This window comes from Pseudomonas sp. 1 R 17, from assembly GCF_900067035.1.
Taxonomy (GTDB): Bacteria; Pseudomonadota; Gammaproteobacteria; order Pseudomonadales; family Pseudomonadaceae; genus Aquipseudomonas; species Aquipseudomonas marginalis.
Window position 1 is genome coordinate 74,064 of record NZ_FKLB01000044.1, and the last position, 15,272, is coordinate 89,335.

Genomic DNA, 15,272 nt, shown 5'->3' on the forward strand with positions numbered 1-15,272 from the left:
TCTCCGATACTGCATGTATTCCAAAAAATAGCAGTCGTGGGCTTGGAATACCACGTGGAATACACGAATTGTAGGATGTGCTCAGATACCATCGGACCCCGTTGGACCTGAATCCCCTGTATTTGCTGGATTTCAGGCACAAAAAAAGACGCCCTTGGACGTCTTTAGATGATTAAGTGGTGGAGCCGGGGGGATTTGAACCCCCGTCCGCCAGTACTCCGCTGTCGGTACTACATGCGTAGCCGTTTCTATTAAGTTAACCCTCAGCGACCCGAAGGGCAGGGTGCTTTGGGCGAGTTGTGTAAGTTTTAGCCGCTTCGTCCACAACGTACTGCACGGCGATTCTGTTCTATATGACAATCACTTTGGGTTTACAGACATCCCCTGGTGATTGCTGGACCCGAAGGTACCAGAAGCTCAGGTCTAAGGCTGCTTACGCAGCGATAGCGAATTCCTGGCCGTAGTTTTCGTCATTGGCAACTATAAGTAGTTGCAACAGTGGATTTACGAGTTCTGTTACCAACTCGGCATGCACCTAAAGTTTCGCGACCGGCGTCGAATCCTAAACGGCCCCGTGCTTGTAACTCGTTGTTTCATAGTGAGTGACAAGCCTGTGCAGTGTACGCCAAACGGTCACGGAAGGCCAACCCGAAGGTTGGCCCTGCGCTTATTGACCGCCTTTGTCCAGGTTCTGCAGGTCTTGCAGGGCCTTGGAGGTGATTTCGATGCACTTCTTGTCGTCACCGGCGGCGTGGGCAGCCTTGGCCTGGGAGACGGCTGTGTCGATTTCGCCGCTTTTGCCACTGGTGTCGGTGGCGAGCAGCGCTTTACCGTTGTTGATTTTGTCCAGGTTGATCTTGCACAGGTCGGGCTCGCCAGCAGCGAAAGCAGGGGAGGCCAACATCGCAGCGGTAATGAACAAGCCAGCAAGAGCGGAACGCTTCATAGGGTATCTCCTTGCGCAAAAAAGGCTCGACGCTGCTGGCGTTCATGGGCTGCCAGCGACATCACTGATGGGCCTCGTGCGTCGAGGCCTATGCAGATGACTACGCCAGCGCGCAGGGGTTCTGTTTTTTTGCGGGATTAATGGGCGCGGGCCTGGGTCACGCGATCCACGAGGTACACCAATCCGTGATAGTCGATGCCGCCATGCTGGCTCAGGCCGATCTCGCAGGTGCGGCTGGTGGAGATGCCTTCACTGCAATACTGCACTGCATCCTTGAGGGAGCGCAGCGAGTGGGCGTTGAGTTCCGGCGTGGTGAAACCTTTGTCGCCGGCAAACCCGCAGCAGTGAATGCCTTCCGGGATCACCACGGTTTTGGCACAGCGACGGGCCAGGTCGATCAGGGCCTGGCTTTCTCCCAGGTGTTGGGTGCTGCAGGTGACGTGTACGGCGATCGGTGCCTCCTGCGGTGTGAAGTCGAGACGGTCCATCAGGTGCGTGCGGATGAAACGTACGGGGTCGTAAAGGTCCAGGCGCGTTTCGCCGAGGTCTTGCACCAGGCGCAGGGTGCAGGGGCTGGTGTCGCAATAGATCGGGTCCAGGCCGCCGCGGCTGGCATGGAGCAGGGCGCCGATCAGTTCCTGGCGTTTGTGTTCTGCCTGTTCGGCGTAGCCTTTGGAAGCGAAAGGCTGGCCGCAGCACAGGTTGTCCTGGTTGTCGGGAAACACGACCTGGTAACCGGCTTTTTCCAGCAGGCCCTGGGTTTTTTCGTACAAAGACATCTGCTCTTTATCACCGGCCGCCGGGCCCATGGCGCGTGAGACGCAGGCCGCCAGGTAGACCACCCGTGGCCGCTCATCCGTCACCGCCGGGCTGAAACGAATGGCTTTTTCCGGTTGTGGCATGGCGTTGGTCCACTGCGGAATCTGTCCCTTGGACAACTTGGTCATGGTGGCCGACAGCTTCGCCAGGCGAGGCGCTCCCAGCAGCATGCGTGCACCATTGGCTACATGCAGGGTAAAGCGCGCACCTTGCAGTGCCGTGGCGAAATGGGTGGCCAGCCATTCGGCGGTTTTCGTACGGTCGGCGTCACGGCTTCGCAGTTTTTTCACCAGGTCGCCGGTATTGATTCCTACCGGACAGCGTTGGGCGCATAGGCCGGTGGCGGCGCACGTTTCGATGCCCTGGTAGTGGTAGGCCGCTTCCAATTCGGTGGTGTCGGCGCCGGCGCGTTTTTTCGCCTGTATATCTCGCCAGATCACGATGCGCTGGCGCGGGCTCAACGTCAGGCCTTTCGATGGGCACACCGGTTCACAGAAACCGCACTCAATGCACTTATCCACAAGCTCGTCGGCCGCAGGCAGCGGCTTGAGGTGCTTGAGGTGAATCTGCGGGTCTTGGCTGAGCACCACGTCCGGGTTGAGAATGCCGTTGGGGTCGAGCAGGCGTTTGAGTTGCCACATCAGTTGATAGGCGTCGCTGCCCCATTCCAGTTCCACGAACGGTGCCATATTGCGGCCGGTGCCGTGTTCGGCTTTCAGCGAACCGCCGAACTCCACGGCCACCAATTGCGCGACGTCATCCATGAACGCTTGATAGCGTGTGACTTCATCCGCGCTGTTGAAGCCTTGGGTGAACACAAAGTGCAGATTGCCTTCCAGGGCATGTCCGAAAAGGATGGCTTCGTCGTAGTGATGCTTGTCGAACAGTTCGATCAAACGGTTCACGCCAATGGCCAGTTGCTCGACCGGGAAGGTGACGTCTTCGATGATCACCGTGGTGCCGGTTTTGCGTACGGCTCCTACGGCGGGGAAGGTGTCCTTGCGGATGGCCCACAGGCGGGCGTTTTCCACAGGGTCTTCGGTGAAGTCGACCTGTTTCTCCACCGGGAAACCGGCCAGCGACGCCATGATCAGCGCCAATTGTTCGTGCAGCAATGACGGCGATGCGGCGCGGGATTCAATCAGCAGGGCGCAGGCACTTTCTGACAAGTGCTGTACGAATGCGGGCATGCCCGGTTTGTTCTGCACCGAGCGCATGCTGCGTCGGTCCAGCAACTCGACAGCCGACACCGGTTGGGTTTTCAGGATGGTGACTGCGTTGCAGCAGGTCTCCACATCCGGAAATACGATCAACGCCGACGCCTTGTTCGGGTGGTCGATCACGGTGTCGTAGGTGACTGCGCTGATAAACCCTAGGGTTCCCTCGGAGCCCACCAACAAATGGCTGAGGATATCCAGCGGTTCATCAAAATCCACCAGGGCGTTGAGTGACAGGCCGGTGGTATTTTTCAGACGGTATTTGTGGCGGATTTTTGCTGCCAATTCCGCGTTTGCCCGCGTTTCACGGCCGAGTGTGGCCAGGCGCTCGAGCAGTGCGCCGTGCTGTTCACGAAACGCCGTAACGCTGCTTGCGTCTTCTGTATCGAGGCGGCTGCCATCGGCCAGGACCAGACGAATTCCGGCCAGGGTGTGGTAGGTGTTCTGCGCCGTACCGCAGCACATGCCACTGGCGTTGTTGGCGACGATTCCGCCGATCTTGCAGGCATTGATCGACGCCGGGTCTGGGCCGATCTTGCGCCCGAATGGCGCCAGCCAGGCGTTGGCCTGTGCGCCGATCACGCCGGGTTGCAGGCGGATCTGAGTGCCTTGCCCGCGAATCTCACGGCCGTTCCAATTGTCCCCCAGCACGATCAGTACCGAGTCGCTTATCGCTTGCCCGGACAGGCTGGTGCCGGCTGCGCGGAAGGTTACCGGCACACGTTCACGCTGGGCCAGTTGCAGCAGCGCCACCACTTCGTCTTCCGATTCGACGCGGATCACCAGTTGTGGGACCAATCGGTAAAAGCTGGCGTCGGTGCCGAATGCGAGGGTGGAAAGTGGATCGTCGAAACGTCGGTCTTGTGGGATCAGCTGTGCGACGTCAGCAAGGAAAGCGGCAGGCAGACTCATTGGTCCTCCAGGATCAGCACCCCCTGGGCGCCGTATTGACACGATTGCGCAAAGCCGACGCCGAAGTTATAGCCCGGCGTCGGTTATGACCCTATTGCTACGGCTTTAGTGCACCAGCATGCCGGTAAACCAGTAAGCCTGGGCCAGGGTGATCAGCCCGACGATCGTGGCGAAGAACAGGCTGTGCTTGAGGGTGAAGCGGAACAGGTCGGATTCTTTACCCACCAGTCCGGTAGCGGCGCAAGCCACGGCGATCGATTGCGGCGAAATCATTTTGCCGGTCACGCCGCCGCTGGTGTTTGCAGCGACCAGAAGCGTGTCGTTGACGCCGATCTGGTGCGCCGTGGTGGCTTGCAACGAGCTGAACAGGGCGTTGGACGATGTGTCGGAGCCTGTCAGGAAAACCCCCAGCCAGCCTAGGAACGGCGAGAAGAACGGGAAGGCTGCACCAGTGCCAGCCAATACCAGCGCCATGGTCGAAGACATGCCGGAGTAATTGGTGACAAAGGCGAATGCCAGCACCATGCCGATAGACAGGATCGGCCACCGCAACTCGTAGAAGGTCTCTTTTAAAGTGGTAAGACCAATCTTGATATTGATCTTCAGGACCAGCATCGAGATCAGTGCCGAGAAGAAAATAGCGGTACCGGTCGCTGAAATCGGGTCCAGCTTGAATATCGCTGGGATCGCAGTCGGGTTGGTCACGATGGGTGCAACCTTGATCACCATTTGATCCAGGTGCGGGATCGCGAAGTTGAATACCCAGCTGTACATCGAGCCGCCTGCGGCGAACATCGCCTTGAACGGTTTGAGGGTCCAGATGGTGACCAGCACGGTGAGGATCAGGAACGGTGACCACGCCTTGAAGATCTGCCCCAGGCTGTAAGGTGAGGCGACGGTGCTGCGCGGCAGGCCGAAGCCGCCGGCGCTGGCGGTAATCGCTGCGTCGGAAGTGGCACCGGCAATCTGCGCGCCCGCAGTGCGTTTGGGTTGCCATACTTTCAGGAACAGGGTCAGAGAGATCAGGCTGGCCAGGGCCGAGGTGATATCCGGCAGTTCCGGGCCGATGAAGTTGGACGTGAAGTATTGGGTGATGGCAAAGCTCAGGCCCGCGACCAGCGCAGCTGGCCAGGTTTCGCGAACGCCGCGCAGGCCGTCCATCATGAAGACCAGCCAGAACGGCACGAACAGCGACAGCAGCGGCAGTTGGCGGCCAGTCATGGCGCCGATCTTGAATGCATCGATTCCGGTCACTTGCCCGGCAACGATGATCGGAATTCCCAAGGCGCCAAAGGCGACGGGTGCGGTGTTGGCAATCAGGCACAGGCCGGCCGCGTACAGCGGGTTGAAGCCCAGGCCTACCAGCAGTGCGGCGGTAATCGCCACGGGGGCGCCGAAACCGGCAGCACCTTCCAGGAATGCGCCGAAGCAGAAGCCGATCAACAGCACCTGCAGGCGCTGGTCATCGGTGATCGACAGGACAGAGCTGCGGATGATCTCGAACTGGCCGCTCTTGACGGTGAGTTTGTAGAGAAACACCGCCGCGACAATGATCCAGGCAATAGGCCACAGGCCATAGGCAAAACCGTAGCCAGCGGCGGCCAGCGCCATGTCCACTGGCATGTGGAAGGCAAAGATCGCTACCAGTATCGACAACGCCAGCGTGATGCTGCCGGCCACGTGGCCTTTGAGGCGAAACACGGCCAGAGCCAGGAAGAAAAACACGATCGGAATAACGGCGGCCAGTGCGGACAGGCCGAGGCTGCCGAGCGGGCTGTAGAGCTGTTGCCAGGTTTGCATATGGGGTGGCCCCTAATTGTTGTTGGTCAGGCACTTCATAGTCGATTTGGATAATTGGTAATACCAATTTACAATCGCCGGAGGCTAGGTTAAAAGTCTTCGGGGTATGTGTCAATTTGCCGCTTGCGAAACTTTGGTCGTAGCCCGGCAGGCGAGGTGGTTTGATCGGGTGAATCGAAGCGGTTCTGATAGGTGCTGGAAGGGCGGCGATAGGCCAGAATAGAGGGCCCGGCGAGTGGTCGGGATGGTGGAGAGTGAGTTATGGGGTTTGATCAGGTGCGTCAGCGCCGTTTGTCTGACGATATTGTCGAGCAGCTTGAGGGGATGATCCTTGAGGGCACGTTGAAGTCGGGTGAACGCTTGCCGGCCGAGCGCGCTTTGGCTGAACAGTTTGGTGTGTCGCGTCCGTCGTTGCGGGAGGCGATTCAGAAGCTGGCGGCCAAGGGCTTGTTGGTGAGCCGTCAGGGAGGGGGCAATTATGTTGCCGAGTCACTGGGCTCGACGTTCAGCGATCCGCTGCTGCATCTGCTGGAAAACAATCCTGAGGCCCAGCGTGACCTGCTGGAGTTTCGCCAGACCCTTGAAGCGTCCTGTGCTTATTACGCAGCATTGCGAGCGACTGAGGTCGACCGTGAGCGGCTGACCGCTGCATTCGAGACGTTGCAGGATTGCTATGCCCGCGTTGATGACGTGAGCCGGGTCGAGGAGGGGGCTGCGGATGCACAGTTTCACCTGGCCATTGCGGAGGCCAGCCATAACGCGGTGTTGCTGCACACCATTCGCGGCTTGTTCGACCTGCTCAAGCGTAACGTGGTGACCAATATTGGCGGCATGTATCAGCAACGTACGGAGACGCGCGACATGCTGATCAGTCAGCACCGGGAGCTGTACATGGCGATTATCGAGGGCCGGGCAGAACAGGCGCGAGAAGTCTCGACACGTCACCTGGAGTACGTGCAGGAAGTGTTGGAGGAAGTACGTCAGGAGGTTCAGCGCGTGGCGCGTGCGGAGCGGCGTAAGGGGATGTAGCCGGGGGGAAGTCCCGAGGCTACATCGTTACAAGGGTTACTCTTCCTTGCCCTTGTTGCGCACGGCGCGATGCAGTTCGCGGTTGGAATCGCGTTCGCGCTCAGTATCACGCTTATCGTATTCCTTCTTGCCCTTGCCCAGTGCGATCTCGCACTTGACCAGGTGCTTGCTCCAATACCAGGACAGGCAGATACAGGCATAGCCTTTCTGCTGTACGGCTGCGGCGAGCTTTTCCAGTTCGCGGGCATTGAGCAATAGTTTGCGCGTGCGCACCGGGTCGGCAATCACGTGGGTGCTCGCGGTTGTCAGCGGGGTGATATGACTGCCGAGCAGCCATGCCTCGCCATCCTTGAGCAATACGTAGCTGTCGACCAGTTGCAACTTGCTGGCACGCAGACTCTTTACTTCCCAGCCGGCCAGGACCAGACCAGCCTCGAACCGATGTTCGATGAAGTAATCGTGTCGCGCTTTTTTATTTTGCGCGATGGTCCCTGTGGGGTGTTTCTTTTGTTTAGCCATAGGGGCGGCATTATAGGGAGTTGCGAGCGTGTCGGCTACGGTCAACCTGCGTGCTTGAGCGTGTTGGTCGAATCCCGGACAATACCGGCAGTTCTTTGGTTTTTTTCTTTCGCGGATCGGACTGTTGTTTCGCGATGTTTGCCGCTCAGCTGTGGAAATCACGCACACATGACGACGCATATTCAACGTTCGGCCCTGCTGCCCTATCCGGCGCAGGCGCTCTATGACCTGGTCAACGACGTGGCGCGTTACCCGGAATTCCTGCCTTGGTGCTCAACTGCCGAGGTGCTGGAAAGCAGTGATGAACATATGGTTGCCAGTGTTGGGGTGGCGAAAGGCGGGCTCAGTCAGCACTTTGTTACGCGGAATGCGCTGGTGCCGGGCAAGTCCATTGAAATGAATTTGCAGGAAGGGCCGTTTACCCAGCTACATGGTGTATGGGTTTTCAAGGCGCTTACCGACAAGGCCTGCAAGATCAGCCTGGATTTGTCGTTTGATTACGCTGGGCCGATTGTGCGGGCGACATTGGGGCCGTTGTTCAATCAGGCGGCCAATACCCTGGTGGATGCATTCTGCCAGCGAGCCAAGCAATTGCATGGTTGAGATCGAGGTGGTTTATGCCGCCGAGGATCGCCAGGTTCTGCTGGCGCTGACGGTGGCTTCGGGAACCAGTCTGCGTGCAGCAGTGCAGTTGTCAGGGATGGCTATGCAGTTTCCTGAACTGGATCTGGCTGCTTGCCCCTTGGGGGTATTCGGTAAGGTCGTCACGGATGCTGAGGTGCGTCCCGTGCAATCGGGCGATCGCATTGAAATCTATCGGCCCTTGCTTGTGGACCCTAAAGAAGTGCGCAGGCTGCGTGCCGCCAGGGCGGCGTTGGCGAAGCGGCAGCATCCATAAGCTGGTTGAATGACAGGCAACAAAAAGCCCGGCATGCCGGGCTTTTTATATGCGCCGCAATGTTACTGCGGGCTGGTGTCCAGAGGCTGAGGCGTCGGGACAGGGACCGTTTCGACCCCGTCGACGTCTTTCTGGATCTTGTCGAGCAAGGAGCCTGGCTTGGCTGGTACTTCGGACTTCGGCTTCTCGCTTTCCTGCACAGGTGCAGTCACGTTGGTGCCGTTATCGTTGCCGAGCAGCGCTTGATCACGGCTTACGCCTGGCATGAAGTCACCCGACAGGCTGACAAGCTGGTCATTGCCATTGAAAATGACGCTGACACGCTCCTGTTGGCGTTCACCGCCACCAGGCTGCAGGCTATAGAGATAATCCCAGCGATCGGCGTGGAAAGTGTCGGTCAGCAGGGGGTTGCCCATAATAAACCGTACTTGCCGTCGGGTCATTCCCGGGCGTAACTGGTCTATCATGTCCTGCGTGACGACATTGCCCTGCTGGATGTCGATTTTGTAAACCCCGGGGAATGAACAACCGGCGAGTGCGAGCAGTCCCACAAAGGTGAAACTGGTTAGCAAGAGCTTGGTGTTTTGCATCGGTGGGCGACTTCCACTATCTTGGCTGGGACAACGTAAACGCCGATCATACCCGTATTAAGAGAAGCTGCGAAGCAGCATCCGCGAGAAAGCTAACCATGGTTGAAAATAGCGAACTACGCAAAGCCGGTCTTAAAGTGACTCTGCCACGAGTCAAGATTCTACAAATGCTCGATTCTGCTGAGCAGCGCCACATGAGTGCCGAGGATGTTTACAAGGCGCTGATGGAGTCTAACGAGGACGTCGGCCTGGCCACGGTTTACCGTGTACTGACCCAGTTTGAAGCCGCAGGGCTGGTGGTTCGTCATAATTTCGACGGCGGTCATGCAGTGTTCGAATTGGCTGACGGTGGTCATCACGACCACATGGTTGACCTGGATACCAATGAGGTTATCGAGTTCACCAGCCCGGCAATCGAAAAGCTCCAGCACGAAATTGCTGAGGAGCATGGTTTCGATTTGGTCGACCACAATCTTGTGTTGTACATCCGTAAGAAAAAGTAAAAAGCGACGCAGAATTGCTCTGCGAAACGATCGAAGGCGACCCTGGGGTCGCCTTCGTGCTTTCTATAAGAAGGAAAAGCTCGGCTCAGGCCTTGGCGGCTACGACCATTTTCTTCGCGTGTGCCAAAGATTCTTTGGTCAGGTCGATCCCTCCGAGCATCCGCGCCACTTCTTCCACGCGCTCCGACTTGTTCAGCTTGGATACCGCTGTGTGTGTCGCTTCGCTGTCTCTCACCTTGTGCACAAACAAGTGCTGATGTCCTTGAGCCGCCACTTGTGGCAAGTGAGTAACGGTCAGCACCTGGCCGCGATCCCCCAGGCGGCGCAGTAACTGACCCACAATTTCCGCCGTGGGGCCACCGATACCTACGTCTACTTCATCGAACACCAGTGTCGGTACCCGTGAGGTTTGCGCGGTAATCACTTGGATCGCCAGGCTGATTCGCGACAGCTCACCACCAGACGCCACCTTTGCCAGTGCCTTGAGCGGTTGCCCGGGGTTGGCGCTGACCAGTAGTTCTACCTGCTCCAGGCCGTAGGGCTGCAGTTCATTGCTGGCGTTGGTGCGCAACTCGATGGTAAAGCGCCCGCCCGGCATGCCCAGGCGCTGAATTTCCTGCTCGACGGCGCCAGCCAGGCTGGTGGCGGCCTGTTGGCGCAGATCGCTCAGCTCGCGGGCCTTCTCCTGATAGTGGCGGGCAAAAGAGCCGAGCTCTTGGCCCAGTCGCTCAATGGATTCGCCATTCGCGTTCAGGGTCTCGATTTCATCCAGCAGCTTCTGCTGCATGGTTGCCACTTCGGTGGGCTGGATTCGATGTTTGCGCGCCAGCGTATAGATGGTGTCCAGGCGCTCTTCTATTTCCTGCAGCCGCGCCGGGTCGGCGTCGAAATGGTCAAGAAAGCGATTGAGTTCGCCGACGGCTTCTTCTACCTGGATTTGAGCACTGGTCAGCAGGGTGGTGGCTTCATTCAGTGAGCTTGAGGCGCTGTTAACACTGGACAGTCGGTTGAGGCTGGCGGTGAGTGCATTGAGCACATTGCCGGAATCGCTCTCGCTGCATTGCTCCACTACCTGGCGGCAGATAGACAGCAGGGTTTCGGCGTTGGTGAGGTTCTTGTGTTCCTGTTCCAGTTGTTCCAGCTCGGTTTCGCCAAGACCCAGGCTTTCCAGCTCTTCAAGCTGATAGCTGAGCAATTGATGGCGAGCGCGTTGCTCGTCACCGGAATTGGACAGTCGCTCCAGCTCCTGTCGGGTCTGGCGCCAGCGCTGGGCGGCCAGTTGTACCTGTCGGGCAAGGTCGGTGGCGCCAGCGTACTCGTCAAGCAGGCGGCGGTGGGTGTCGGTTTTGAGCAGGGATTGGTGTTCATGCTGGCTATGGATGTCAATCAGCAGTTCACCCAGGGCCTTCAGGTCGCCAAGGGGGCAGGGGGTTCCATTGATATAGCCGCGCGAGCGGCCCTCGGCGGTGATGACTCGGCGCAGGATGCACGGACCGTCGTTATTAAGGTCGCGCTCGACCAGCCAGGCTTCGGCTTCGGGGATGTCCGCGAGGTCGAAGGTGGCCAGAATGTCGGCCTTATCCGCGCCGGGGCGCACCACGCCACTGTCGGCGCGGTCGCCCAGGGTCAGGCCCAGGGCGTCGAGCATGATTGACTTGCCGGCGCCGGTTTCGCCTGTGATTACGCTCATCCCGCGATCCAGTTCGAGATCCAGATGTTCAACGATGGCGTAGTTGTGTACAGACAGGTGCACGAGCATGACGGCCGCTCCCAGGCTTTAGGTCTGGTTATTTATACAGTGTTTTGTTCTGGGCTGACAATCCTGATGCTTAGCTCAATTTGCTCGGTCGCCCGGGTTTTTTAGTGCAAAGGAGAATGATCGGGTCGAAGTTGATCTGGGGCAGGCGAAAGACTTTTGGTAGAGCCTGCACCCTTGAACCTGGAAATTGTGGCCCCATATACCGGAACAGAAGCGCGAGTTGAGTTCGCGCATGATTTTGAAAGGAGAAATCTATGGCTGACGAACAGACGCAGGATACGCAAACTCCGGACGCCAATTCGGCTGTCGGTGATGAACTGGCAACTCGTGTGCAAGTGCTCGAAGAGCAGTTGGCCGCTGCGCAGGATCAGTCTTTGCGTGTTGCCGCCGATCTGCAGAACGTCCGCCGCCGTGCCGAGCAGGACGTAGAAAAAGCTCACAAGTTCGGGCTGGAGAAGTTCGCGGGCGACCTGCTGCCAATTATTGACAGCCTGGAGCGTGGCCTAGAGTTGTCCAACCCGGATGACGAAAACATCCGCCCGATGCGCGAAGGGATCGAACTGACCCTGAAAATGTTTCAGGACACCCTGAAGCGTTATCAGCTGGAAGCCATTGATCCGCAAGGCGGCGAACCGTTCAGCGCTGAGCTTCACCAGGCCATGGCCATGCAAGAAAGCCACGACCTCGAACCCAACAGTGTGTTGAAAGTGTTCCAGAAGGGCTATCAGCTCAACGGTCGCCTGTTGCGCCCTGCAATGGTGGTAGTGAGCAAGGCTCCTGCACCCGTTGCACCTTCTATTGATGAGCAGGCTTGAAATCCGCCGCAAGGCCCCCATTTATAAGTCAAGCGTTTAAGTGCTACCGCAGTTAGCCACCACTGCTGCGGCAACCAAATTCAAGTTTCGGGAGAGTAAATCATGGGCAAAATTATCGGTATTGACCTGGGGACCACCAACTCCTGCGTCTCCGTGTTGGAAAACGGCGTTGCAAAAGTAATCGAAAACGCCGAAGGCGCGCGTACCACGCCGTCGATCATCGCTTACGCCAACGATGGTGAAATCCTGGTTGGCCAGTCGGCCAAGCGCCAGGCTGTGACCAACCCGCATAACACCCTGTACGCGGTGAAGCGCCTGATCGGTCGTAAGTTCGACGAAGAAGTCGTACAGAAAGACATCAAAATGGTCCCTTACAAGATCGCCAAGGCTGACAACGGTGACGCCTGGGTTGAAGTAAATGGCCAGAAAATGTCGCCACCGCAAATCTCGGCTGAAATCTTGAAGAAGATGAAGAAGACTGCCGAAGATTACCTGGGTGAGACAGTGACTGAGGCGGTGATCACCGTTCCAGCCTATTTCAACGACAGCCAGCGCCAGGCGACCAAAGACGCCGGCCGCATCGCGGGCCTGGATGTAAAACGTATCATCAACGAACCGACCGCAGCTGCTCTGGCTTACGGTATGGACAAGGCCAAGGGCGATCATACCGTGATCGTTTATGACCTGGGTGGCGGTACGTTCGACGTTTCCGTGATCGAGATCGCTGAAGTAGACGGCGAGCACCAGTTCGAAGTGTTGGCCACCAACGGCGACACCTTCCTGGGTGGTGAGGACTTTGACATTCGTCTGATCGACTACCTCGTTGACGAATTCAAGAAAGAAAGCGGCATGAACCTCAAGGGTGACCCTCTGGCGATGCAGCGCCTGAAAGAAGCTGCTGAGAAAGCCAAGATCGAGCTGTCTTCCGCTCAGTCGACCGACGTTAACCTGCCGTACATCACTGCAGACGCCACCGGTCCTAAGCACTTGAACGTGAAGATCTCTCGCGCCAAGTTGGAAGCGCTGGTCGAAGACCTGGTTCAACGCACCATCGAGCCATGCCGCATTGCGCTGAAAGACTCCGGTATTGATGTTGGTGCGATCAACGACGTGATCCTGGTAGGCGGTCAGACCCGTATGCCACTGGTTCAGAAGTTGGTTACCGAGTTCTTCGGCAAAGAAGCACGTAAAGATGTGAACCCGGACGAAGCGGTCGCCATGGGTGCTGCCATCCAGGGCGCGGTATTGGCCGGTGACGTGAAAGACGTGTTGCTGCTGGACGTAAGCCCGCTGACCCTGGGTATCGAAACCATGGGTGGCGTGATGACTGCGCTGATCGAGAAAAACACCACGATTCCTACCAAGAAATCCCAGGTGTTCTCGACGGCTGATGATAACCAGGGTGCTGTGACCATTCACGTGCTGCAAGGTGAGCGTAAGCAGGCTGCTCAGAACAAGTCCCTGGGCAAGTTCGACCTGGCTGAGATTCCACCAGCACCACGTGGCGTGCCACAAATCGAAGTGACCTTCGATATCGACGCCAACGGCATTCTGCACGTAGGTGCGAAAGACAAGGCTACCGGCAAAGAGCAGAAGATCACCATCAAGGCCAACTCCGGTCTTTCTGATGAAGAAATTCAACAGATGATCCGTGATGCTGAAACCAATGCTGAAGCTGACAAGAAGTTCGAAGAGCTGGCAGGTGCCCGCAACCAGGGCGACGCACTGGTTCACTCGACACGCAAAATGATCGCTGATGCTGGCGAGAAAGTGACCACTGAAGAGAAGGCTGCGATCGAAGCTGCTGTAGTTGCCCTGGAAGCCGCTGTCAAAGGCGACGACAAGGCTGCCATTGAAGCCAAGGTTGAAGAATTGTCGAAAGTCTCCGCGCCAGTGGCTCAAAAAATGTACGCCGAACAGGCTCAGCCAGCTGACGGTGCTGCTCAAAAGGCAGAGCCTGAAGCTAAAGACGATGTTGTCGATGCCGAGTTCGAAGAAGTTACAGACAAGAAGTAAGTTGGTCGCCCGGTTGACCGCTATCAAGCGGTGACTGGTAGGATGTCGCCGCGCGGGAGCTTGCTCCCGCGTTGGCGTGTCTGGGGTATGTGAATTTTTACAGCATGCGACAGCGTTCGGATGTTGGCGGTGTGATCGGGGATGCTCCTGCTTTCCGAGCAATAAATACCGCGTTTTTGGCCGGGTCCCTGGCTAAAAAGTAGTAATGACCAGGATCGTTGAATTGACGTGAGTTGGGTCCGGGCCTGTATTGGGGCTCAACGAGTTTAGCCAGGCTCAGGAGGGTCTGGCTGAACGTCCTTAAGAGTGCAAAGACTTATGGCAAAGCGTGACTATTACGAAGTATTGGGTGTGGAGCGCGGCTCCAGCGAGGCGGACCTGAAAAAGGCTTACCGTCGCCTGGCAATGAAGCACCACCCGGACCGTAATCCGGATAGCAAAGAATCCGAAGATATGTTCAAAGAGGCCAACGAGGCCTACGAATGTTTGTCTGATCCCAACAAGCGTGCGGCCTACGACCAGTATGGACATGCCGGTGTCGATCCGAGCATGGGTGGTGGCGGTGCCGGTTTTGGCGGTCAGAACTTCTCCGATATTTTCGGCGATGTATTCAGTGACTTCTTCGGCGGTGGCCGTGGTGGTCAGCGTGGCGGTGCCCAGCGTGGCAGCGACTTGCGCTACACCCTGGAGTTGAATCTGGAAGAAGCCGTGCGTGGCACCAGCGTTAATATCCGCGTGCCGACGCTGGTTAACTGCAAGCCGTGTGATGGTTCGGGTGCCAAGAAAGGCTCCGCGCCGATTACTTGCCCGACGTGCGGCGGTATCGGCCAGGTGCGTATGCAGCAGGGTTTCTTCTCGGTGCAGCAGACCTGTCCGCGTTGCCATGGGCAGGGCAAGATCATTTCCGATCCGTGCGATTCCTGTCACGGCGAAGGTCGCGTCGAAGAGTACAAGACCCTGGCGGTAAAAGTGCCGGCGGGTGTGGATACCGGAGACCGTATTCGTCTGTCGGGTGAGGGTGAGGCCGGTACCCAGGGCGGTCCGACGGGCGACCTGTACGTGGTGATCAATGTGCGCGAGCACTCGATCTTCCAACGCGACGGCAAGCACCTGTTCTGTGAAGTGCCGATCAGTTTTGTCGATGCAGCCCTTGGGGGCGAATTGGAGATTCCGACCCTGGACGGTCGGGTCAAGCTCAAGATCCCTGAAGGTACGCAGACCGGCAAGCAGTTCCGTATTCGTGGCAAGGGCGTAGCGCCGGTGCGCGGTGGTGGTGCTGGCGACTTGATGTGTCGTGTGGCCGTGGAGACTCCGGTCAATCTGGGGCGCCGTCAGCGTGAATTGCTTGAGGAATTCCGCAGTTCGCTGGAGGGCGATGACACGCATTCGCCGAAAACCACTGGCTTTTTCGAAGGCGTGAAGCGCTTCTTCGGCGACCTGTAAGGAAGT

13 protein-coding genes and 1 other RNA gene are annotated in these 15,272 nt (G+C 57.8%); 7 read left to right on the forward strand and 7 right to left on the reverse strand.

Going from position 1 to position 15,272, the window contains the following annotated elements; all coding sequences use genetic code 11:
* Positions 1 to 177: 177 nt before the first annotated feature.
* The 4 genes from ssrA to BFP99_RS15980 all read right to left on the reverse strand — a co-directional run bounded on the left by ssrA (position 178) and on the right by BFP99_RS15980 (position 5,694).
* Positions 178 to 574: a transfer-messenger RNA gene (gene ssrA / locus BFP99_RS15965) on the reverse strand.
* A 93-nt stretch (positions 575 to 667) separates the two neighbouring features.
* Positions 668 to 946: a hypothetical protein gene (locus BFP99_RS15970; RefSeq protein WP_027605349.1), complete on the reverse strand. Its 279-nt coding sequence runs from the start codon at positions 944 to 946 to the stop codon at positions 668 to 670.
* A 137-nt stretch (positions 947 to 1,083) separates the two neighbouring features.
* Positions 1,084 to 3,894: an FAD-binding and (Fe-S)-binding domain-containing protein gene (locus BFP99_RS15975; protein WP_065947684.1), complete on the reverse strand. Its 2,811-nt coding sequence runs from the start codon at positions 3,892 to 3,894 to the stop codon at positions 1,084 to 1,086.
* A gap of 105 nt (positions 3,895 to 3,999) precedes the next feature.
* Positions 4,000 to 5,694: a lactate permease LctP family transporter gene (locus BFP99_RS15980; protein ID WP_065947685.1), complete on the reverse strand. Its 1,695-nt coding sequence runs from the start codon at positions 5,692 to 5,694 to the stop codon at positions 4,000 to 4,002.
* 261 nt (positions 5,695 to 5,955) lie between these two features.
* Between BFP99_RS15980 and BFP99_RS15985 the strand changes: the two genes are divergently transcribed.
* Complete coding sequence (locus BFP99_RS15985) at positions 5,956 to 6,723, forward strand: FCD domain-containing protein (protein ID WP_065947686.1); 768 nt, start codon at positions 5,956 to 5,958, stop codon at positions 6,721 to 6,723.
* Between the two features lie 36 nt (positions 6,724 to 6,759).
* Here BFP99_RS15985 and smpB read toward each other — a convergent pair whose 3' ends face one another.
* Positions 6,760 to 7,242, reverse strand: a complete 483-nt coding sequence (gene smpB, locus BFP99_RS15990) for an SsrA-binding protein SmpB (protein ID WP_003176160.1) — start codon at positions 7,240 to 7,242, stop codon at positions 6,760 to 6,762.
* Positions 7,243 to 7,410: 168 nt separating this feature from the next.
* Between smpB and BFP99_RS15995 the strand changes: the two genes are divergently transcribed.
* Complete coding sequence (locus tag BFP99_RS15995; protein WP_027605353.1) at positions 7,411 to 7,845, forward strand: type II toxin-antitoxin system RatA family toxin; 435 nt, start codon at positions 7,411 to 7,413, stop codon at positions 7,843 to 7,845.
* The gene (locus BFP99_RS16000; protein WP_065925317.1) at positions 7,838 to 8,140 is read left to right on the forward strand and encodes an RnfH family protein; all 303 of its coding nucleotides are present in this window, start codon (positions 7,838 to 7,840) and stop codon (positions 8,138 to 8,140) included. The genes BFP99_RS15995 and BFP99_RS16000 overlap by 8 nt, the downstream gene beginning before the upstream one ends.
* A 62-nt stretch (positions 8,141 to 8,202) precedes the next feature.
* Here BFP99_RS16000 and BFP99_RS16005 read toward each other — a convergent pair whose 3' ends face one another.
* A complete protein-coding gene (locus BFP99_RS16005; protein WP_027605355.1) occupies positions 8,203 to 8,730 on the reverse strand; it encodes an outer membrane protein assembly factor BamE in 528 nt (175 codons plus the stop codon).
* A 98-nt stretch (positions 8,731 to 8,828) separates the two neighbouring features.
* Between BFP99_RS16005 and fur the strand changes: the two genes are divergently transcribed.
* Entirely contained in the window at positions 8,829 to 9,233 is a 405-nt protein-coding gene (gene fur / locus BFP99_RS16010; protein WP_010562662.1) for a ferric iron uptake transcriptional regulator, read from the forward strand.
* 85 nt (positions 9,234 to 9,318) lie between these two features.
* On the opposite strand, the gene recN is transcribed toward fur, so the two are convergent.
* Positions 9,319 to 10,992: a DNA repair protein RecN gene (recN, locus tag BFP99_RS16015; protein ID WP_065947687.1), complete on the reverse strand. Its 1,674-nt coding sequence runs from the start codon at positions 10,990 to 10,992 to the stop codon at positions 9,319 to 9,321.
* 254 nt (positions 10,993 to 11,246) lie between these two features.
* Between recN and grpE the strand changes: the two genes are divergently transcribed.
* The 3 genes from grpE to dnaJ all read left to right on the forward strand — a co-directional run bounded on the left by grpE (position 11,247) and on the right by dnaJ (position 15,266).
* A complete protein-coding gene (gene grpE, locus BFP99_RS16020) occupies positions 11,247 to 11,807 on the forward strand; it encodes a nucleotide exchange factor GrpE (RefSeq protein ID WP_027605357.1) in 561 nt (186 codons plus the stop codon).
* A gap of 102 nt (positions 11,808 to 11,909) precedes the next feature.
* Positions 11,910 to 13,823 (forward strand): molecular chaperone DnaK, encoded by a 1,914-nt coding sequence (gene dnaK / locus BFP99_RS16025; protein ID WP_065947688.1) that lies wholly within the window; start codon positions 11,910 to 11,912, stop codon positions 13,821 to 13,823.
* Positions 13,824 to 14,141: 318 nt separating this feature from the next.
* The gene (dnaJ, locus tag BFP99_RS16030) at positions 14,142 to 15,266 is read left to right on the forward strand and encodes a molecular chaperone DnaJ (protein ID WP_065925314.1); all 1,125 of its coding nucleotides are present in this window, start codon (positions 14,142 to 14,144) and stop codon (positions 15,264 to 15,266) included.
* The last annotated feature ends 6 nt before the right edge of the window (positions 15,267 to 15,272 follow it).